This is a genomic window from Rhodococcus wratislaviensis (genome assembly GCF_041228765.1).
Classification (GTDB): Bacteria; Actinomycetota; Actinomycetes; order Mycobacteriales; family Mycobacteriaceae; genus Rhodococcus_F; species Rhodococcus_F wratislaviensis.
The window spans coordinates 8,166,402-8,186,751 of sequence record NZ_CP150488.1 but is presented as its reverse complement, the minus strand read 5'-3'; the positions used below and the strand labels follow the sequence as shown (position 1 = coordinate 8,186,751).

The 20,350-nt window shown below is 68.2% G+C and carries 19 protein-coding genes; 10 read left to right on the top strand and 9 right to left on the bottom strand.

Going from position 1 to position 20,350, the window contains the following annotated elements; translation table 11 throughout:
• Nucleotides 1-229: 229 nt before the first annotated feature.
• The gene (locus tag WKC72_RS37375; protein ID WP_370181281.1) at nucleotides 230-4,909 is read left to right on the top strand and encodes an NAD-glutamate dehydrogenase; all 4,680 of its coding nucleotides are present in this window, start codon (nucleotides 230-232) and stop codon (nucleotides 4,907-4,909) included.
• Between the two features lie 105 nt (nucleotides 4,910-5,014).
• On the top strand, nucleotides 5,015-5,779 hold the full coding sequence (gene hutC / locus WKC72_RS37370; protein ID WP_037241705.1) for a histidine utilization repressor: 765 nt from the start codon (nucleotides 5,015-5,017) through the stop codon (nucleotides 5,777-5,779).
• Here the strand turns inward: hutC and WKC72_RS37365 are convergent.
• Complete coding sequence (locus WKC72_RS37365) at nucleotides 5,712-6,356, bottom strand: helix-turn-helix transcriptional regulator (protein ID WP_370181280.1); 645 nt, start codon at nucleotides 6,354-6,356, stop codon at nucleotides 5,712-5,714. The genes hutC and WKC72_RS37365 overlap by 68 nt on opposite strands.
• 137 nt (nucleotides 6,357-6,493) lie before the next feature.
• Between WKC72_RS37365 and WKC72_RS37360 the strand changes: the two genes are divergently transcribed.
• Together WKC72_RS37360 and WKC72_RS37355 are read left to right on the top strand one after the other, a co-directional pair.
• Nucleotides 6,494-7,720, top strand: coding sequence for a glycosyltransferase family 87 protein (locus tag WKC72_RS37360; protein ID WP_112299667.1), 1,227 nt, complete (start codon nucleotides 6,494-6,496; stop codon nucleotides 7,718-7,720).
• Nucleotides 7,721-7,837: 117 nt separating this feature from the next.
• A complete protein-coding gene (locus tag WKC72_RS37355; RefSeq protein ID WP_037241699.1) occupies nucleotides 7,838-8,116 on the top strand; it encodes a DUF2277 domain-containing protein in 279 nt (92 codons plus the stop codon).
• Nucleotides 8,117-8,167: 51 nt separating this feature from the next.
• Here WKC72_RS37355 and ipdC read toward each other — a convergent pair whose 3' ends face one another.
• Genes ipdC through echA20 form a run of 4 tightly spaced genes read right to left on the bottom strand, consistent with a single transcriptional unit; the run spans nucleotide 8,168 to nucleotide 11,656 of the window.
• A complete protein-coding gene (gene ipdC, locus WKC72_RS37350) occupies nucleotides 8,168-9,229 on the bottom strand; it encodes a (3aS,4S,5R,7aS)-5-hydroxy-7a-methyl-1-oxo-octahydro-1H-indene-4-carboxyl-CoA dehydrogenase (RefSeq protein WP_128640012.1) in 1,062 nt (353 codons plus the stop codon).
• Complete coding sequence (gene ipdB, locus WKC72_RS37345) at nucleotides 9,226-9,987, bottom strand: cholesterol ring-cleaving hydrolase subunit IpdB (RefSeq protein WP_128640011.1); 762 nt, start codon at nucleotides 9,985-9,987, stop codon at nucleotides 9,226-9,228. The genes ipdC and ipdB overlap by 4 nt, the downstream gene beginning before the upstream one ends.
• Complete coding sequence (gene ipdA, locus WKC72_RS37340) at nucleotides 9,984-10,874, bottom strand: cholesterol ring-cleaving hydrolase subunit IpdA (protein ID WP_128640010.1); 891 nt, start codon at nucleotides 10,872-10,874, stop codon at nucleotides 9,984-9,986. Before ipdA ends, ipdB begins: the two co-directional genes overlap by 4 nt.
• Nucleotides 10,875-10,879: 5 nt before the next feature.
• A complete protein-coding gene (gene echA20 / locus WKC72_RS37335; RefSeq protein ID WP_037241688.1) occupies nucleotides 10,880-11,656 on the bottom strand; it encodes a (7aS)-7a-methyl-1,5-dioxo-2,3,5,6,7,7a-hexahydro-1H-indene-carboxyl-CoA hydrolase in 777 nt (258 codons plus the stop codon).
• Nucleotides 11,657-11,770: 114 nt separating this feature from the next.
• Here echA20 and WKC72_RS37330 point away from each other — a divergent pair, with 114 nt between their 5' ends.
• From WKC72_RS37330 to WKC72_RS37305, 6 genes are all read left to right on the top strand, one after another.
• Entirely contained in the window at nucleotides 11,771-12,553 is a 783-nt protein-coding gene (locus WKC72_RS37330; RefSeq protein WP_037241685.1) for an SDR family oxidoreductase, read from the top strand.
• Nucleotides 12,550-13,464, top strand: coding sequence for an SDR family oxidoreductase (locus WKC72_RS37325; RefSeq protein ID WP_370181279.1), 915 nt, complete (start codon nucleotides 12,550-12,552; stop codon nucleotides 13,462-13,464). The genes WKC72_RS37330 and WKC72_RS37325 overlap by 4 nt, the downstream gene beginning before the upstream one ends.
• 201 nt (nucleotides 13,465-13,665) lie before the next feature.
• A complete protein-coding gene (locus WKC72_RS37320; RefSeq protein ID WP_112299675.1) occupies nucleotides 13,666-14,529 on the top strand; it encodes an LLM class F420-dependent oxidoreductase in 864 nt (287 codons plus the stop codon).
• Nucleotides 14,530-14,619: 90 nt separating this feature from the next.
• The gene (locus WKC72_RS37315; RefSeq protein WP_128640009.1) at nucleotides 14,620-15,867 is read left to right on the top strand and encodes a glycosyltransferase family 4 protein; all 1,248 of its coding nucleotides are present in this window, start codon (nucleotides 14,620-14,622) and stop codon (nucleotides 15,865-15,867) included.
• A complete protein-coding gene (locus WKC72_RS37310) occupies nucleotides 15,861-16,601 on the top strand; it encodes a class I SAM-dependent methyltransferase (RefSeq protein ID WP_037241675.1) in 741 nt (246 codons plus the stop codon). The genes WKC72_RS37315 and WKC72_RS37310 overlap by 7 nt, the downstream gene beginning before the upstream one ends.
• The gene (locus WKC72_RS37305) at nucleotides 16,598-17,686 is read left to right on the top strand and encodes a prenyltransferase (RefSeq protein WP_370181278.1); all 1,089 of its coding nucleotides are present in this window, start codon (nucleotides 16,598-16,600) and stop codon (nucleotides 17,684-17,686) included. Before WKC72_RS37310 ends, WKC72_RS37305 begins: the two co-directional genes overlap by 4 nt.
• Here WKC72_RS37305 and WKC72_RS37300 read toward each other — a convergent pair.
• From WKC72_RS37300 to WKC72_RS37285, 4 genes are read right to left on the bottom strand one after another with little or no spacing between them, the layout of a single operon-like run.
• On the bottom strand, nucleotides 17,662-18,324 hold the full coding sequence (locus WKC72_RS37300; RefSeq protein WP_037241669.1) for a class I SAM-dependent methyltransferase: 663 nt from the start codon (nucleotides 18,322-18,324) through the stop codon (nucleotides 17,662-17,664). The genes WKC72_RS37305 and WKC72_RS37300 overlap by 25 nt on opposite strands.
• A complete protein-coding gene (locus WKC72_RS37295) occupies nucleotides 18,321-18,713 on the bottom strand; it encodes a carboxymuconolactone decarboxylase family protein (protein WP_005244588.1) in 393 nt (130 codons plus the stop codon). The genes WKC72_RS37300 and WKC72_RS37295 overlap by 4 nt, the downstream gene beginning before the upstream one ends.
• A complete protein-coding gene (locus tag WKC72_RS37290) occupies nucleotides 18,710-19,585 on the bottom strand; it encodes an NAD(P)-dependent oxidoreductase (protein ID WP_370181277.1) in 876 nt (291 codons plus the stop codon). The genes WKC72_RS37295 and WKC72_RS37290 overlap by 4 nt, the downstream gene beginning before the upstream one ends.
• Nucleotides 19,582-20,334 (bottom strand): SDR family oxidoreductase, encoded by a 753-nt coding sequence (locus WKC72_RS37285; protein ID WP_370181276.1) that lies wholly within the window; start codon nucleotides 20,332-20,334, stop codon nucleotides 19,582-19,584. The genes WKC72_RS37290 and WKC72_RS37285 overlap by 4 nt, the downstream gene beginning before the upstream one ends.
• Nucleotides 20,335-20,350: the final 16 nt, after the last annotated feature.

Below are 20,350 nucleotides of genomic sequence, written 5' to 3'. Positions count from 1 at the left end.
AGGCCCTGTGTCTCTCTGTGACGAGTCCGGCGCTGCTGGGTCGGTCCCGGGTGCTCTGTCCCATGTCCTGAATCCAGTGTGCTCTGACTCACGTTTTTTATCGCCTTAGATGTATAGTCCTGTATAGACAACCCCCTGTCAAGCGTTCTCCAAGGACCCAGCCGAGAGGCGTGCCGGCCCGCCACTGCACCAGTCGGGAGTGTCGATGCTCCCGACGGAAGGTACTGACATGAGAGTAATTTCGACGTCCTCACATTCGCTCGAGCGCGATGAACAGCAGTTTTCCGCTCCGGAAGCGCCCGGGCGCTTCCGTGACCTCTACCTCCGCGCCGCCGGTCATCCCTCTGCCGACGGCGCAGATCCGGAGGCGCGTGATCGCATCGCGAACACGCATCTCGAGACCGGGTGGAACCGGAACCCCGGGACCGCGGTGGTGCGCGGAATCAACGCAACAGACCCCAGCGGGATCGGGCCTGCGGTGCAGATCGTCACCGACGACATGGCCCTGCTCGTCGAATCGGTACTGCTGACCGCGGCCAGGGTCGGCGCCCCGATCGAGGAGGCGCTGCATCCGGTCCTCGTCGCCCGCCGCTCGGAGTCGGGCACCCTCACCGACCTTCTGCCTGCCACCGACTCGGGGACGCCGGAGTCGTGGATTCACGTCGGTCTGCGCTTCGACACCGCGAACTCCCTCGTCGCCGCGCTGGTCGAGGCGTTGAACACCGTCCTCGTCGACGTGCGCCGGGTGGACCGCGATCTGGCGCGCATGCGCGAACTCCAGATCCAGGTCTCCGAACAACTCGACTCGCAGAGCGGGCAGGACTCGTTGTCCGAAGAACTCCGCGAGGCCGCCGACTTCCTGCGCTGGTGCGAAGCGGGCAACTTCACCGTCCTCGGGTACGCGCGGTACGGCGCCGACGGTGCACCCGAGGAGAGTCTCGGCGTGCTCCACGACCGGGAGGGCGATCGGGCGCCGGCCACGGAACCCGGCCCCGTCCTCGCGATCGGGCAGGCGGCCCTTCCGGTGTCTGTGCACCGTTCGTCGTACCCGTCGGTGGTCGGTGTCCGGGCCGGAGGGGTGGAGCACCGCTTCGTCGGCGCGTTCACCCCGGCGGGCAGGCACGAGAACGTCCTGGACATTCCGGGTGCGGGACGCCGGGTGCGGGCCCTGCTGGACCGTGCCGGTTTCGACATCGACTCCTTCTCCGGGCAGGCCGTGCTGCAGGTCGTGCAGGCGCTGCCGCTGACCGAGTTGTTCGCGGCCAGCCCGGACTCGCTGCATTCGGCCCTCACCGAGGTCGCCGGCATCACCGCGCGTGAACACATTCACCTCTTCCTGCGCACGGACGTCCCGGGCGAGAGCATGTCGGCACTGGTGTTCATTCCGCGAGATCGGTACAACACGCGCACGCGCCTGGCGGCCCAGCGCGTCCTGCTGGACGAACTGGACGGCACCGCAGTCGAATACACCACGAACGTGTCCGAGTACCCGCTGGCGATGGTGCACTTCACGATGCGGGTCCCGGCGGACACCGAGGTGACGGACACCCGGCGACTGGTGATCCAGCGTCGGATCTCCCGGGCCTGCCGGACCTGGGACGACCGATTCCACGACGAACTCGACACAGCCGAACGCGATCTCCTCGCGCATTATTCGGAGCATTTCCCCGAGGTGTACAAGCACGACTTCGACGCCCGGCGCGCCCGTGCCGATCTGGCGGTGTTCGAGAGGCTGACGGACGGCGCGATCGAAACGCGGCTCGACGCTAACGCGGCGGAGTGGCGCTTCACCTTCTTCGTCGGCGGTGCACCCGCCTCCCTCAGTGACGTTCTCCCGATCCTGCAGAGCATGGGTGTCGCGGTTCTCGACGAGCGTCCGTACACGGTCGCGAACAGTCGCGGAACGGTGTGCTGGATGTACGAGTTCGGGATTCGCTACCCATCGCCGGGGCCGGTGGACGACGCGCTGCCGGGTCGCTTCACGGAGACGTTCGCCGCGGCCTGGGAGTCCCGGGCCGAGACGGACAGTTTCAACGAACTCGTACTCCGCGCCGGCCTGGACTGGCGTCAGGTGGAGGTGCTGCGGGCATACGCGCGGTACCTCCGGCAGGGTGGATTCCCGTACAGCCAGAACCACATCGCGACGGTCCTCGGTGATCATCCGGAGATCTCCCGGGCACTGATCCGGCTGTTCGCCGCGAGGTTCGATCCGGACGGCACAGCGGAGTGCGGTGACCTGATCGCGTCGCTGGAAACGGCGATCGGCGACGTCCTCGGCCTGGACGCCGACCGCATCCTGCGCGCCTACCTGAACGTGGTCCTGGCGACGCTGCGCACCAACCGCTACGCCCCCTCGGGCCGGGAACGTCAGGTCCTGTCGTTCAAATTCGATCCGCAGCGGATCCCGGAACTGCCGCAGCCGCGGCCCCGCTTCGAGATCTACGTCTACTCGCCGTGGGTCGAGGGCGTACACATGCGGTTCGGCGCCGTGGCGCGGGGAGGGTTGCGGTGGTCCGACCGCAAGGAAGACTTCCGCACCGAGGTGCTCGGCCTGGTGAAGGCACAGGCGGTCAAGAACTCGGTGATCGTGCCCGTCGGCGCGAAGGGTGGGTTCGTCGTCGCGCGTCCGCCGGCTCCCACCGGCGACCCGCTGCGGGATCGGGACGCCCAACGCGCCGAGGGCGTTCGCTGCTACCGCAGCTTCATCAGCGGACTGCTGGACGTCACCGACAACGTGGACCTCGCGACCGGTGCCGTGATCCCGGCGCAGCGGGTGGTGCGGCACGACGGCGACGACACGTACCTCGTCGTCGCCGCGGACAAGGGCACCGCGACGTTCTCCGACATCGCCAACGACGTTGCGGCACAGTACGGGTTCTGGCTGGGTGACGCGTTCGCGTCGGGCGGATCCGTCGGCTACGACCACAAGGTGCTCGGCATCACCGCCCGGGGCGCGTGGGAGAGCGTGAAGCGGCACTTCCGCGAACTGGGCGTCGACACCCAGTCGCAGGAGTTCACGGCCGTCGGGATCGGCGACATGAGCGGCGACGTGTTCGGCAACGGAATGCTCGCGAGCCCGCACATCCGGCTCGTCGCCGCGTTCGACCACCGTCACGTGTTCCTCGACCCGAACCCCGACGCGGCCACGTCCTTCGCGGAGCGGGAACGGCTCTTCGCGCTGCCGAGGTCGTCGTGGGCGGACTATGCGCCCGGTCTGATCAGTGCCGGCGGCGGGGTGTGGGAACGATCGAGGAAGAGCGTTCCGATCAGCGAGGAGGCGAGGCGCGCTCTCGGACTGAGCCCCGGGACCTCCGAACTGTCCCCACCCGACCTCGTCCGCGCGATCCTGCAGGCTCCGGTCGATCTGCTGTGGAACGGCGGCATCGGGACCTACGTGAAGTCGGGCACCGAAACCCATCTCGACGTGGGAGACAAGGGCAACGACGGCGTCCGCGTCGACGGCGCCGACGTCCGGGCACGGGTGGTCGGAGAGGGCGGCAACCTCGGCTTCACCCAGCTGGGACGCATCGAATTCTCCCGCTCCGGAGGACGAATCAACACGGACGCCCTCGACAACTCGGCGGGCGTGGACTGCTCCGACCACGAGGTCAACATCAAGGTCCTGCTCGATGCTCTGGTCAGCAGCGGCCGTCTCGCCGCCGACGACCGCGCCGGCCTGCTCGCCGAGATGTCCGGGGAGGTGTCACGTCTCGTGCTCTCCGACAACGTCGCCCAGAACGACGTGCTGGGCACGAGCCGGGCCGATGCCGCCGCGTCCCTCACGGTGCACGGACGGCTCGTCGGCCATCTGGAAAGCCGCTACGGTCTGGACCGCGCCATCGAGGTGCTGCCGTCCAGGAAGGAGATCGCCGCCCGGGAGCGCGCGGAGACGGGACTCACGTCGCCCGAACTCGCGACCCTCATGGCGCACGTCAAGCTGGCGCTGAAGTCGGACCTGCTCGCCGGCGACCTGCCCGACAGCCCGGCATTCGCGGACGCCCTCGCCGGGTACTTCCCGCGCAGGCTCCGGGAGTCCTTCGGCGACGCCGTCGGCGACCATCCGCTGCGCCGGGAGATCGTCGCAACGGTCCTCACCAACGACGTCGTCGACAACGGCGGCATCACCTACGCCTTCCGGCTGGGCGAGGAGGCCGGAGCGAGCGGCGCCGACGCCGTGCGGGCCTTTGCGGTGGTGTCGGCCGTGTTCGACCTGCCGTCGCTCCGGCGCGACATCCGGGACGCCGACCTCGACGCCGCGCTCTCGGACGACCTCACGCTGTTCACCCGGCGGCTGCTCGACCGTGCGTCGCGCTGGATGCTGACCCGCAGGCCCCAGCCGCTCGCGGTCGGGGCCGAGATCAGCCGATTCCGTGACCGCGTCGCGGACCTGACACCGCACGTCGCGGGCTGGCTGTGCGGTGAGGACGCGGAGAATCTCCGGAGTCGCACGGCCGCGCTGGTGGCTCGCGGTGTCCCCGTGGACCTGGCCGGGCGGGTGCAACTGCTCCTGGATCGGTTCGCGCTGCTGGACATCGTCGAGATCGCCGACATCACCCAGCGCGATCCCCGCGAAGTGGCCGAGGTGTACTACCGGCTCGGGGAGTGCCTCGGGTTGGTGCACCTGCTCGTGGGCGTCTCGCAACTGGGACGGGGAACCAGGTGGAACGCGCTGGCCCGGTTGTCGCTGCGCGACGAGTTGTACGACACCGTCCGGGCGCTGTGCCTCGACGTGATCTCGGGCAGTGAAGTGATCGACACGGCGGAACAGAAGATCGGGGAGTGGGAGGACCGCAACGCCGCCCGGCTGGCGCGCGCCCGCCACACGCTCGACGCCGTCACGGAATCGGGGGAGCACGACCTGGCCGCCCTCTCCGTCGCGACCAGACAACTGCGCAGCATGGTGAGGTGACACGGGGCGCACCGCGCGATGAGGGCTTGCCCGTGCAGTCGGCCGATAGACTGCAACGGCCGACTGCACGGGAAGTTCATCGGTGTTGCAGAGGGATGGGTGTCAGTGGTGGTGGAGATCGCAGTAGTCGACGCGGAGCTTGCTGCGTTGTACAACGGACCGGGGACGGAGTCGGCCCCGGCGTACGAACGCGTCAAGCAGCTGATCGTGTCGCAGATCAACGCCGGCCGCTGGCAGGAGGGCGATCAGCTGCCCTCGGAGAATCAGCTCGTGGGCGCTCTGGGTCTGTCCCGCATGACCATCAACCGCGCGCTGCGCGAACTCAGCGCCGAGGGCCTCGTGGTGCGCCTGATGGGTGTGGGGACGTTCGTGGCGGCCACGAAGACGGCGTCGTCCCTGTTCGAGGTCAAGAACATCGCGGACGAGATCCAGCAACGCGGACACCGCCATCGCACCGAAGTGGTGTACGTACGTGAGGAAGACGCCGATCCGGCGAACGCGTTCATCCGGGATTCGATCCGCGGCAAGGTGTTCCACTCGCTGATGATCCACTACGAGGACGACACACCGATCCAGCTCGAGGACCGGTTCGTCAATCCCGCCGAGGCGCCCGGGTATCTCGACCAGGACTTCACCCAGCAGACACCCAATCACTATCTGAGCGTGGAAGCTCCGCTGACGAGGGGCGAGCACGTCGTCGAAGCGATCCTCGCCTCACCCGACGAATGCCGGCTCCTCCATATCGAGCGCACCGAACCGTGCCTGATGATCCGGCGTCGCACATGGTCCTCGCGGGGGCTCGTCAGCGCCGCGCGTCTCGTCCATCCCGGTTCTCGGAATCGGCTCGAAGGGACGTTCGGGACGGGCTGACATCGTGTGGGGCGGGCCAGGTGAGGCGGCCCGCGTGGATGTCGGAGATCGTCGACGCGATCCAGGCGAGTTCGCCCCGCGCCGCGTGGAGTGCGTAGTCCGCTTCGACGACGAACAGCGCAGGCACTCCGTCGTCGAGCGCTCGGGTGAGCCGTTCCTGGTCGGATTCGATTCTCGCGGTGAGTCGTTCGGCGCGTTCGGTCAGCGCGTCGACGGCGCCCGCGCGTCCCAGCGCGCCGAGGTAGCTGATCGCCGCGAAGAACGGGGAGAACTCTCGTGCGGCACTGCGGATCTGGAGGTCGAGGCGGTTCACGAGTTCCGCGCGCCCGGTGTCGGTGAGGGCGTAGACGGTGCGGGCGGGCCGACCTTCCCGTTGTGCACGTTCGTGTTCCTCGATCCAGCCGACCGCGGCGAGGGCCGCGACGACATTGTTCAGCGAGCCGCGATTGAGCGGCCACTGGCCCTCCTCGCTGCGGTCGCGCAGCGTGACCTCCAGTTGGTACGGGTGCATCGGCGATTCGAGGAGCAGGCCGAGCACTGGCAGGACGAGGGGATTGTCGAGGACGCGTCCGGGCATGGTTGAAATATATCGGTCTGAATAAACTATGACGAAGTGCGCGCTTCGGGCACCATGACCTCGCCTTTGTCACGATTGGGTCACGGCCCGCTACGGTGGATCGTTGACCACGACGCCGATCATGAAAGAACAAATTCTTGTTACAGAGTGAATCGAAGTTCAGGGCTTATCGTCTCCACGCCGTCGCGCTCCTCGTGGGCGTCCTCTCCTTGGGGGCGGTGGCCTACCGAGAGTTCGATGCGGCGACGGGCTACCTGATGGACCTCTCCGTGTTCCGCGACGCCGGCTACGCCTTCGTCAGTGGACTGCCGCTCTACTCCGCGGACTTCCCGAGCAGTTCCGGGTTCAGGTTCATCTACGCACCCTTCGCGGCGATCCTCTTCGCGCCGATGGCGGAGATCGACCCGGCGGTCCTGCAGGCGCTGTGGTGCGCCCTCAACCTCGGGCTCGTGTGGTGGATGGTCAAGGTGGCGCTGTCCAAGCTCGACGTCGGACGCCCCGAACTTCTCGCTCTGCTGTCCATGGGGCCGGTGCTTCTGCTCGAGCCGATGCGCTCGAACTTCGACTTCGGTCAGATCAACATCATCCTGATGGCGCTCGTGGTCGCCGACTGCACCGGTGTGATCCCGAAGCGGTTCCGCGGAGTCGCGATCGGCCTCGCCGCGGCCGTCAAGATCACCCCGGCAGCCTTCCTGCTGGTCCTGCTCGTCCGCCGCGACTTCCGCTCGATCGGACGATCCCTCGCCACGATCCTGGTCACCGTCGGCCTCGGCTTCTGGCTGCTGCCGCAGTCGTCGATGTGGTTCTGGACCACCGAATTCTTCGCCACCGGCCGTGCGGGTGCGCCCGACTTCTTCCGCAACCAGGCCGTCACCGGCGTCATCGCGCGGCTCGGCGCGGAGGGCCGGCTGGCCAGCATTCTCTGGGTGCTCAGCGCAGCCGTCATCGTGTCCGCCGCGGCGTGGTCGGCGTATCGCTTCACCCGGTCCGGTGAGCACCTGATCGCGCTGTCGATCGTGGCCCTGGCGTCCCTGCTCGCCGCGCCGTTCGCCGTCACCCACCACTGGGCATACAGCATCCTGTTGATCCCGATCCTGATCGCACCGCAGTACCGCAGCTGGCGACCCCTGATCGGCACCGCGACCCTGATCTTCCTGATCGGCCCGAACTTCGTCCTGCAGTCCTCGTCGTCCGGCTGGGTGGAGGCGGCCGTACGTGAGGTGATCGGAAGCTCGCAGTGTCTCATCGCGCTGGTCCTGCTCGGAGCGGCAGTCGTGGCCGCACGGTCCCGCACCCCGCTGCCGGACGTCGAGACGGACGCCGTGCCGGCGGACGACGACGCGCTGGAGCCCGCCCGCAGCTGAGGCCGCCCCACCCCCCGGCGGGCGAATGTACCTTCCGGCGCCTCAGGTGCGCCGAAAGGTACATTCGCCCAGCGCCGAGGAGCCGCGGAGAGGGCCGAGCGGCGCTATCGTCGAGTCATGTGCCGAAACATCACCGAGCTGCGCGGACTCGAACCGGCGGCCACCGCGGAGGAGATCGAGGCGGCGGCGCGTCAATACGTCCGGAAGGTCAGCGGAATCCAGAAGCTGTCGGACGCCAACCGTGAGCCCTTCGAGGAGGCGGTAGCCGTCGTCACCGAGGCCACCACGAAGCTGCTCGCGGCACTGCCGCCGCGGAAGCAGCCGCCGCAGACGGTGCCCCCGCTGCGACGGCCGGAGGTCCGGGCGCGCATCGCGGCGAAGGCCGCGTCCTCCTAGCCGGACGAACGGGACGCTCGTTGCGTCTGATCGAACGAGCGTCCCGTTGGTTCAGGCGCGCAGGGCGCCGAGCGCGTCGATGCGTTTGATCGCGTCGGCGACGATGCTGTCGATGAGGTCCTTGCACGTGGGCAGGTCGTCGAGCAGTCCGACGACCTGCCCGGAGGCGAGGACGCCGGCGTGGGTGTTGCCCTCGACGAGCCCGGCCTTGAGCAGCATCGGGGTGTTGGCGGCCATGATGATCTGCTGCCAGGTGCGGTCGCTGGACTTCTTCATGGCGAGGCCGTCCTTGACGAGGGTCGACCATTTCATGCCGGTCATGGCCCGGAACTTGGACGCGTTGCGGGCGGCCGCGACCAGGCCGCGCACGTTCCCGGAGTGTTCGAGGCTGTTGACGAGGTCGGTGTTGAGGACCCGGTGGGGCATGCCGTCGACCTTGCGGGAGACGGTGGTGTCCTGCAATCCGCGGGCGAGGTATTCCTGTTTGACGGAGTCGGGGACCGTCGATTCCTGGGTGAGCAGGAAGCGGGTGCCCATCGCGACGCCGGCGGCGCCGTAGGCGAGGGCGGCGGCGAGCCCGCGTCCGTCGTAGAAGCCGCCCGCCGCGACGACGGGGATGTCGACGGCGTCGAGCACCGACGGCAGTAGCAGCGTGGTGGCCACCGGGCCGGTGTGCCCGCCGCCCTCGCCGCCCTGCACGATCACCGCGTCGGCGCCCCACGACGCGACCTTCTTGGCGTGTTTGGCGGCGCCGATCGACGGTATGACCACCACCCCGGCGGCTTTCAGCTTCGCGATCAGTTCCTGCTTCGGTGCCAGCGCGAACGACGCGACGCGCACGTTCTCCCGGATCAGCAGGTCGATGCGTTGCGGGGCGTCGGACGCGTCGGCGCGGATGTTGACCCCGAACGGTCTGTCGGTGAGGGTCTTCGTCTTGGCGATCGCCGCCTCGAGTTCGGCGTACGTCATCGTCGCCGACGCCAGGATGCCGAGACCGCCGGCGTTGGCGGTGCCCGCGACGAGCCGCGGTCCGGCCACCCAGCCCATCCCGGTCTGGACCACCGGGTGCTGCACGCCGACCAGTTCGGTCAGCGGCGTTCTGAGACTGCTCATGCCGACACCTCCCGGTCGCGCAGGCTGCGGGGGTCGAGGACCTCGCGGATCAGCCGCAGTTCTTCGTCGGTGGGGTCGCGGGTCACGCCGGCGTCGGCCAGCCCGGCCACCTCGAACGAGGTGTTCTCGGCGACCTGGTCGGCGGTGACGCCAGGGTGCAGCGACAGCGCCCGGAACGTGTGGTCGGGTCCGCCGAAGTCGAACACCCCGAGGTTGCTCACCACCCGGTGCAGGTGATGGAAGCGGTAGGCGGGGTTCTCCGGGTCGATCTGGTCGTAGCCGACACCGGAGACGATGTCGACCTTGTCGCAGAACACCCGTGAGGAGTGTTTGCCCACCCAGTAGCTGGTGGGATGGTTGATCGTGTTGCCGGGAGCACCGCGGACGCCGAACATCTGACGTGTCGGCTGCTGCAGCGGACCGAACGCCGACAGGTTCTGGTTGCCGTGCCGGTCGATCTGGTTGGCGCCCATCACCACGTGCCGCCGGCCGGAGGCGACGACGTCGAACACCTTCCGGAACGGCATCCAGCCCTCGATCGGGGCCTTCGCGCCGACTGCGGGGGTGTCCGCGAAGATCAGGGCCTCGCCGTCGGTGATCAGCAGGTCGGGTTCGGTGGTCAGTCGCGCGAGCCGGGCGCCGATCAGGGGCAGGGTGGCCATCGGGCTGGCCATGATCTCGCCTGCCCCGGAGAAGATTTCGGCGCACGCGATCGCGCAGTACTCCGCGCGGGTGACTTCGGTGATCGTCTCGCTCATGCCTGCTCCTCTGCAAATTTCTTCACGGCGGCCTGGTAATCGTCCTCGCTGCCGGACAGGTAGGTGTCGACGAACTGCTGCCACGCCTCGGGGGTCTTCGCCGATTCGGCGTAGTGGCGCTGGAACTTCTCGTCGCGGCCGTAGCTGTCTCCGGCGAGGGTGAAGTGGGCGCCGTTCGGGGCCTCCACCATGCCGTCGACCATCATGCGGTTGAGGATGAGGTTCTGCAGCGGAACGGTTTTCACCAGTTCCTCGGTCTCCACCACGCGTTCGACGGAGACGAACCGCTTCTCGGCGGCCGCGCAGTACAGGTCGTCGAAGTAGGGGTCGACGCCGGTGTAGGCGGCGTTGCCGTGCTTGTCGCCGAGGTTCAGATGTACCAGTGCCGCATCGAGTTTCAGGGCGGGCATCGCGATCAGCGTCTCCGACTTGCCGGACGCGTCCGGGTAGGGGGAGGTGACGGTGCGCAGTTCGTCGCCCCAGAAAGCCCGGACGTCGGAGCCGAGCCCGGCGCGGATCGGCAGGAACGGCAGCCGGGCGGCGGCCGCCTCGAGGCCGCACTTGACCATGCCCTCGTCCATTTCGCGGACCTCGATCTCACCCGCGGTCCGCGCCTTCGCGAACCACGGGTCGTAGAACGGTGCCGAATCGAGGGACACGAAACCGTAGTACGCCTTCCTGACCTTGCCCGCCGAGCACAGCAACCCCAGGTCGGGGCCGCCGTAGGTGACGACGGTGAGGTCGGTGACGTCCGAGCGCAGCAGCGCCCGGACCAGCGCCATCGGCTTGCGGCGCGAACCCCAGCCGCCGATGCCGATGGTCATGCCGCTGCGCAGTTCCCCGACCGCGTCGTCGAGCGACATCCTCTTGTCGCGCTTGCTCGCCATCGATGTCAGCCTTTCCTGTTGTTCGAGTTGGAGCGGGGCTTGCCGGTTTCGACGAACTCGTCGCGGTGCTGGTCCGAGACGCCGGCCAGGTTGAGTTCGAAGGTGTAGCCCTGCTCGAGGCGGTAACTGGTCTTCACGTCGACGGGGTCGATGCCGTTGATGGCTTCCTTGGCGCAGCGGATGACCCGGGTGTCCTTGGCCGCGATCTTGGCGGCGATGTCGCGGGCGGTGTCGTCGAGTTTCTCGCGCGGCACCACCTCGTACACCGATCCGAAGTGCTGGAGTTGCTGGGCGGTGACGTTCTGCGCCGTGTAGTACAGCGTGCGCATCATGTGCTGGGGGACGAGGCGGGCGAGGTGGGTGGCGGCGCCGAGCGCGCCGCGGTCGACCTCGGGCAGTCCGAAGACGGCGTCGTCGGACGCGACGATCACGTCGGCGTTCCCGACCAGGCCGATACCGCCGCCGACGCAGAATCCGTTGACCGCGACCACGACGGGCACAGCGCAGTCGTAGACGGCGGCGAACGCGGCCGCGCAGCCGCGGTTGGCGTCGACCAGTGCGCCGTATCCGTCGGTGGCCTGCATTTCCTTGATGTCGACGCCGGCGTTGAACCCGCGTCCCTCCGCTCTCAGGATCACCACGTGGGTGTCCGGATTCCGCCCCGCGTCGAGTACGGCGTCGGCCAACTCGAACCAGCCCCGGGACGGGATGGCGTTCACGGGCGGGTAGTCGACGGTGACCGTGGTGATGCCGTCTCCGTCGGTGGTGGAGGTGATGCCCATGGCATGTTCCTAACGTCTTGTACCGAACCAAGCGATTGCTTGGTAAGTTAGCACATGTGCGGGCCGGAGAGCTCTGAGCTGGGCCTGCGAGAACATGCAACAGCGGAGGTATTCGTGGATTCAGGTCTGGACGGGGCGATCGTGCTCGTGACCGGCGGCGTTCGCGGGGTGGGCGCGGGCATCAGCCGTACCTTCCTGCGGGCGGGTGCGACGGTGGTGGCCTGTGCCCGCCGCCCGGGGGAGGCGGCGGTGGAGGCGGACGGCCGGGAGGTCGAATTCCTGCCGTGCGACATCCGCGATCCGGAACAGGTGCAGGGCCTCGTCGATCGGATCGTGGAGCGGCACGGCCGGCTGGACGTCCTGGTCAACAACGCCGGTGGAGCGCCCTTCGCGCTCGCCGCGGATGCGAGTCCGAAGTTCCACTCCAAGATCGTCGAGCTGAATCTGCTCGCCCCGCTCCTGGTGTCGCAGATCGCGAATGCGGTGATGCAGAAACAGGATTCGGGTGGCGCGATCGTGAACATCTCCAGCGTCAGCGGCTCGCGACCGTCGCCCGGCACCGCGGCGTACGGTGCGGCGAAGGCGGGCGTCGACAGTCTCACCAGCAGTCTCGCGGTCGAGTGGGCGCCCAAGGTGCGGGTCAACTCGGTGGTCGTCGGCCTCGTTCGCACCGAACTCGCGCATCTGCACTACGGCGACGAGGCGGGCATCGCGGCGGTCGGGGACACGGTCCCGCTGGGCCGGATGGCCTGCCCCGAGGACATCGGCAACTGCGCGGTGTTCCTGGCTTCACCGCTGGCGGCGTACGTCAGCGGATCGACACTGACCGTCCACGGCGGCGGAGAACGTCCCGCCTTCCTGGCGGCAGCTACAGCATCAACAGAGGAGAAGGCATGAGTGGAGTGGTCGACGGTCGCGTCGTCATCGTGACGGGCGCCGGGCGCGGAATCGGACGCGCCCACGCGCTGGCGTTCGCTGCCGAGGGCGCGAAGGTGGTGGTCAACGACATCGGAGCCGGTATCGACGGATCCGCCACCGGTGAGAGTCCCGCCGAGCAGGTGGTCGCGGAGATCGTCGCCGCGGGTGGCGAGGCCGTCGTCAACGGCGACGACGTCGCGGACTGGGCCGGCGCCGAGAATCTGATCAACACCGCCATCGACACCTTCGGACGCCTGGACGTCCTGGTGAACAATGCCGGGTTCCTGCGCGACCGCATGCTCGTCGGGATGAGCGAGCAGGAGTGGGACGCCGTCGTGCGCGTCCATCTGAAGGGGCATTTCGCGACGCTGCGCCACGCCGCCGCGTACTGGCGCGCCGAGGCGAAGGCGGGCAACCCGGTCGACGCCCGGATCGTCAACACCAGTTCCGGTGCCGGACTGCAGGGTTCGATCGGGCAGGGCAACTACGCCGCCGCGAAGGCGGGGATCGCGGAGATGACCATTCAGGCGGCCGCGGAACTGAAGAACTACGGCGTCACCGTCAATGCGATCGCCCCGGCCGCACGCACCCGGATGACGGTCGGCGCGGGCGGTGCGATGGCGGAGGCTATGGCCGCGCCCGAGGAGGGTTTCGACGCGATGGCGCCGGAGAACATCTCCCCGCTCGTCGTGTGGCTGGGCAGCACGGAGTCGAAGGACGTCACCGGACGCGTGTTCGAGGTGGAGGGAGGCAAGATCACCGTTGCCGAGGGCTGGCGGCACGGCCCCACCCAGGACAAGGGTGCGCGCTGGGAACCGAAGGAGATCGGGCCGGTCGTCGCCGACCTGCTCGCGAAGGCCGAAACCCCGGTTCCGGTGTACGGCGCCTGAGTACGTGAGTGGCGAAGTGTGCCGGGGCACGCATTGCCACTCACCTGCGCCGGACGGACGGGACGCTCGTTGCCTCAGATCGAACGAGCGTCCCGTTCGTCCGGCTGCGCGGAGAACTAGAGTGGTGTTTGGACACATTGATAAACAGGTGTCCAGAAGTTAGGGTGCAGGAAGGAAAAGGCTCTCGGCCAAGGAGAATTCGTGAAATTCGGCATAACGTTGTTTACGAGTGACCGCGGGATCGGGCCGGCCTCGGCCGCGAGGGGTGCAGAGGCCAACGGATTCGACTCGTTCTACGTGCCCGAGCACACGCACATTCCGGTGAAACGCGATGCGGCGCATCCTCAGACGGGTGACGCGTCGCTGCCCGACGACCGGTACATGCGCACCCTGGACCCGTGGGTGGCGCTGGCGTCGGCATCGGCGGTCACCGAGCGGATCGAGCTGGGGACGTCGGTGGCGCTGCCGGTCGAGCACGACCCGATCACGCTGGCCAAGACGATCGCCTCGCTCGACCACCTCAGCGGCGGACGGGTGACCCTCGGCGTGGGGTACGGGTGGAATCTGGACGAGCTCACCGATCACAATGTCCCGCCGGGACGGCGCCGGACGATGCTGCGCGAGTACCTCGAGGCGATGCGTGCGCTGTGGACGCAGGACGAGGCGTCCTACGACGGCGAGTTCGTGAAATTCGGTCCGAGCTGGGCGTGGCCCAAGCCGGCCCGGGTGCCTCCGGTGATCGTCGGCGCCGCCGGTAACGACAAGAACTTCCGGTGGATCGTGAAGTCGGCCGACGGGTGGATGACCACTCCGATCGAGCAGGACATCGACGACCGCGTCGCCACGCTGCGACGGATGTGGCGAGAGGTCGGCCGGGACGGCGAACCACGGATCGTCGTGCTCGACGGCAAGCCGGACGTGGACAAGTTGCGTCGGTGGAAGGACCTCGGCGTCACCGAGGTCGTGTACGGACTGCCCGACCGCAGCGAGGAGGACGTCCTGGCGTATCTGGGGCGTCTGTCCGGAAAACTCGAGGGATTGCGCGAGTCGACCGCGGTGGGGTGAGTGAGTGCGGTTGGATGGGATGAGGGCACACCCCGAGTAAGAACGTGTTCTAGTATTGCTTGCCAACTGCTCGAGGAGAGGCCGAAGTCCGTGCGCATCGCACTCTTGTCGTATCGAAGCAAGCCCCACTGTGGTGGGCAGGGTGTGTACGTACGCCATCTCAGTCGTGAGCTGGTCGAACTCGGCCATCAGGTCGAGGTGTTCTCGGGGCAGCCGTACCCCGACGTCGACCCGCGGGTGACTCTGACGACGGTCCCCAGCCTCGACCTGTATCGCGAGCCGGATCCGTTCAGAACGCCGCACCCACGCGAGTTCCGCGACGCCGTGGACGTGCTCGAGGTCGCGACGATGTGGACGGCCGGTTTCCCGGAACCGCTCACGTTCAGCCTCCGTGCCGCGCGACTGCTGAAGGAGCGCGCCGACGAGTTCGACGTGGTGCACGACAACCAATGTCTCGGCTACGGGCTGCTGCAACTCCAGAAGGCCGGACTTCCGGTCGTCGCGACGATCCACCATCCGATCACCCGCGACCGCGAACTGGACCTGGCGTCGGCGAAGTGGTGGCGCCAGGTGACGGTCCGGCGCTGGTACGGCTTCCTGCGCATGCAGAAGCGGGTGGCGCGTGCCATCCCCGCGCTGGTGACGGTGTCGCAGTCCTCCGCCGACGACATCAGCGCGGCCTTCGACGTTCCCGCCGACAACCTGCAGACCATCCCGCTGGGCGTCGACACCGAGATTTTCCGACCCCCGGTCACCGCGCGGGTCCCGGGCCGCATCGTGTGCGTCGCCAGCGCCGACATGCCCCTCAAGGGCGTGTCGACGCTCCTCGAGGCGGTCGCGAAGGTGCACACCGAGCGCGCCGTCGAACTGGTGCTGGTCACCAAGCTCGCGCCCGGGGGAGTGACGGAGAAGCTCATCGAGGAGCTGGCCATCGGCGACGTCGTCCGGACGGTGTCGGGTATCGACGACGCCGAACTGGCGTCTTTGCTGGCGTCGGCCGACGTCGCGTGCGTCCCGTCGCTGTACGAGGGCTTCTCGTTGCCCGCCGTCGAGGCGATGGCGTGCGGCACCCCGCTGGTGGCGAGCCGCGCCGGCGCCATTCCCGAGGTGGTGGGAACGGACGAGGAGGCGTGTGTGCTCGTGACACCCGGCGACCCCCAGGAACTCGCGGACGTGCTGGGCGCGTTACTCGACGATCCGCAGCGCCGGGCCCGGCTCGGTGACGGTGGCCGTCGACGCGTGCTCGAGCGCTACAGCTGGGCCGCCGTGGCCGCGAGAACCGCACAGACCTATGCCGATGCGATAGCGCAGACCCGTGAAGGAGGCCGACCGTGCTGACCGTGGACTTCGACCGGCTGGGTGTGAAGCCCGGCGACAAGGTGATCGACATCGGGGCGGGCGCCGGGCGGCACTCGTTCGAGCTGTATCGACGCGGCGCCGACGTCATTGCCTTCGACCAGAACGCCGACGAACTCGCGGACGTCGAGAAGATGTTCGTGGCGATGGCCGAGGTCGGTGAGGTCCCGGCGGGCGCCTCGGCTCGGGTGGAGGTCGGCGACGCGCTGAACCTGCCGTACGAGGATGCGACGTTCGACGTGGTCCTCATCTCCGAGGTCCTCGAGCACGTGCCGCGCGACGGCCGCGCCATCGCCGAGCTGACCCGCATTCTCAAGCCGGGTGGTGTTGCGGCCGTGACTGTTCCGCGGTGGCTGCCGGAGAAGATCTGCTGGGCGCTGTCCGACGCGTACCACGAGGTGGAGGGTGGCCACGTCCGCATCTACCGCGCCGACGAGCTGGCGGAGAAGCTGACGGCCGCCGGTCTGGAGGTCCGGGGACGGGATCACGCCCACGCCCTGCATTCGCCGTACTGGTGGCTCAAGTGCGCGGTGGGGGTGGAGAACAACGACAACCCCCTCGCGAAGGCCTATCACCAGGTTCTGGTGTGGGACATGATGAAAGCCCCCTGGCTCACGCGCACCGCCGAGAAGGTCCTCAACCCCGTGGTCGGCAAGAGCGTCGTGCTCTACCTCGAGAAGCCGAGGGAACCGAGCGTGGTGAAGGCGCCGCGGTGAGAGCCGCCGGCGTCCCGTCGGTACCGAACGTGTTGTCGGAGAGCCAGGTCAGGCAGACAGCACGGTCGATCGCGGCAGCGCAGGAGTCGTCGGGGGCGCTGCCGTGGTTTCCCGGTGGGCACACCGACCCGTGGGATCACGTCGAATCCGCCATGGCCCTCACCGCCGCCGGCCTGATCGACGAGGCGGAGGGCGCGTACGAGTGGTCGCGGCGCACGCAACGATCGGACGGTTCGTGGCCGATGACGTTCCGCGACGGGGCCGTGGAGAATCACGACTCCGACAGCAACTTCTGCGCCTACCTCGCGGTGGGGGTGTGGCACCACTATCTGATCACCGGTGATCGGGATTTCGTCGACGCCCTGTGGCCGTCCGTGCAGGGCGGTCTCGATTTCGTCGTCGACATGCAGTCGTCGAGCGGCGAAATCTGGTGGGCCCGTGGCGAGAACGGTCAGGACTGCACCGAGGCACTGCTCACGGGGAACTCCAGTATTCATCACAGCCTGCACTGCGGGCTCCTCCTCGCCCGGTTGGTCGACGACCCGCAGCCGGAATGGGAGTTCGCGAAATACACGCTGGGCCATGCGATCAGGCAGCACCCGGAGGCGTTCGCGATCAAGGACGAGTACTCGATGGACTGGTACTACCCGATCCTCGGGGGCGCTGTCCGCGGTGAGGTCGCGTCGGACCGCATCGCGTCGCGGTGGGACGACTTCGTGGTCGAGGGACTCGGCATCCGCTGCGTGGACCACCGGCCGTGGGTGACCGGCGCCGAAACGTGCGAACTGGTGCTGGCGCTCGACGCGATGGGGGAACACAGCCGCGCGCTCGCACAGTTCGCCGCCATGCAGCACCTGCGGGATCCGGACGGCTCGTACTGGACGGGTCTCGTCTACAGCGACGGCAAGCGGTGGCCGGTCGAACAGACCACGTGGACGGGCGGGGCGATGATCCTCGCCGCGGACGCGTTGTCCCGCACCACGCCCGGACACGGAATCTTCCGGGACGCGGCGCTGCCCGTGGGACTACCGATCGGCCTCGACCGCTGCGGCGACTACTGTCACGCCAGCGGTTCGCCCGTCTGACCGCCCACCCGCTCGAGAACGCGCAGCGACCCGGTGACGGACGTCTCCTTGAATTGCCCTGTCCCCAGGGCCCGTTCGTAGATCTCGAACGGCGGTCGTCCGCCGTCCGCGGGGTCCGGGAACACGTCGTGGATCACCAGGGCGCCGCCGACGTTCACCCACGGCGCCCACCCCTCGAGATCCGCCGACGCCGCTTCCGACGTGTGGCCGCCGTCGATGAACACGAAGTTCACGGGAGTGCGCCAGAACGTCGCCACCGTCGACGACCGGCCCAGTACACCCACGACATACTCCTCGAGTCCGGAATCGGCCATCGTGTGCCGGAACCGGCCGACCGTGTCGAGCAGACCGGTGTGCGGGTCGACGAACGCCGGTTCGTGGTACTCCCAGCCGGGCTGATGTTCCTCGGAACCGTGATGGTGATCGATGGTGACGATGCGGGCGCCCCGTGCTCTCGCCGCCGCCCCGAGGTAGATCGTGGAGCGGCCGCAGTACGTGCCGATCTCGACGCCCACCCCGCCGGGGGTCAGGTACTGCATCGCGGCCTCGTGCAGGGCGGTCCCCTCGTCCTCCGGCATGAAGCCGGGGGTGGAGTCGGCGAGTCGGAGAAGCTCTGGTGTCAGGTGTTCGGTGCTCATGTGGCCTCTGCGTCCGGGGCGGCCGCTCTGGCCGCTTTCTTCCGCTTGTGTAGCACCCCGCCGATCATCGAGTCGAGTTTCGTCCCCAACGGCCAGCCCACGTAGTGGCACAGGAACAGGGCGATCTCCCGGAGTTGGTCCTCGTCCAGTTCCTCGTTGTGGAGGGCCGCCCCCACCTGGATCTCGGCGACGTCGACGAGCCCCTGCGCGGTGAGGGCACCGAGGAGGAGAAGCCGGCGGTCGCGGATGCTCAGCCCGGGCCGCGACCAGATGTCGGCGAACAGGTGGTCGGCGGTGACGGCGAAATGCGCGCCGGGTCCGTCCTGCATCTCGAATCCGTAGACCTTCTCCATCATGGCCAGTCCACGGGTGCGGGTGTCGTCGGTCATGGTTGCTCCTTCTTGTCCACGGTGCTGTCGACGCCGAGTCCCGGTCCCAGGCCCGTGAGCGCGAGTCGTGCGAGCGGCAGCGCGACGTCGAGTCGTTCGCCGAGCCCGATCGCCAGCGACAAATCCTTCTCCCCGAGGTCGCGGACGTGGGTCATGATCGGGTACCAGTTGTCGTTCTCGTCGAGAGCGTCGGTGGTGTCGCGGAGCATGATCGCTCCGGCACCACCGGTGATCGCGTCGGTGTGCCGGACGACCTTGCCGAGTTCGGTGATGTCGAGACCGGCGGCCTCGGCGAGCCGCTGCGCCTCGGCGGCAGCCGTGAACGAGACGAAGTGCAGCAGGTTGCGGGCCAGCTTCATCCGCGTACCCGCGCCCACGTCTCCGGCGTGCACGACGAGTTCGGCCCAGTGCCCGAACGGCTCCCGCACCTTCTCGAACGCGTCCTCGCTCGCCCCGACCATCACCGCGAGCGTCCCCTTGTGCGCGCCGGGTGCACCGCCGCTGACGGGCGCGTCGATCAGGTCGACGCCGTGCGCCCGGCAGCGGTCGGCGAGTTCGACGGCGGTGACGTCGCTGATGGTGGAATGCACCGCCACGACGGTTCCCGGCCGCGCGGCGTCGAGGATCTGTGTGACGACCGCGCGCACCTGCTCGTCGTTCAGCACGGTCACGGAGATGACGTCCGCGTTCTCCGCCACCTCCCGCGGACTCGACGTCACCTTCGCGCCCGCCTTGCCGAACGGTTCCAGCGCCTCCGGCCGGGTGTCGCACACGATGAGTCCGCCGGGACGGTCCAGCAGCCGCTTGGCCATGGGTGCACCCATGTTGCCGAGGCCGATGTAGCCGACGGGCACCTGCTCGGTCGTGGTCATGATCTGAAGATCTGTCCGCCGTCGACGTTGAAGATCTGCCCGGTGATCCAGCTGGCCTCGTCGGAGAGCAGGAACAGGCAGGCGCCGACGAGGTCGTCGGGGGTGCCCATCCGCTTCAGCGGCAACGTCTTGACCATGTCTGCCACCATATTTCCCGGCGTGACGGTACGGGTGGCTTCGGTGTCGATCGGTCCGGGCGCGATGGCGTTGACCCGGATGTTCATGCCGCCCACCTCGTGGGCGAGTTGCTGGGTGAGGCCGTTGATCCCGACTTTCGCGAGCCCGTAGAAACCGGAGTACAGCCAGGCGGCCGTGGACGACTGGTTGACGATCGAGCCGCCACCGCCGCTGTTCATGTGCGGCCACACCGCGCGGGTCACGTTGAGGGCGCCGTCGAAGTTCACGGCCATGAACTTCTTGTAGTAGTCCCACGGCACGGTGATGAGGAGGTCGAGTTTCATGCCGCCGTAGATCGCGGCGTTGTTCACGAGATGGTCTATGCCGCCGAACTTCTCGACCGTGAACTCGGCGAGTTTCTTCGCCGAGTCCTCGTCGGCGACGTCGACGTCCTTGAACATCGCGGTCCCGCCGTCCGCGCTGATCTGCTTGGCCACGGTCTCGCCGAGCTCCGCATTGAGATCGGCCACCACCACGTTGGCCCCCTCGCGCGCGAGGGCGCGCGCGTAGCCCTCGCCGATGCCCTGCGCGGCACCGGTGACGATGGCGGTCTTCCCGTCGAAACGTCCCATATCGATTGACTCCCTC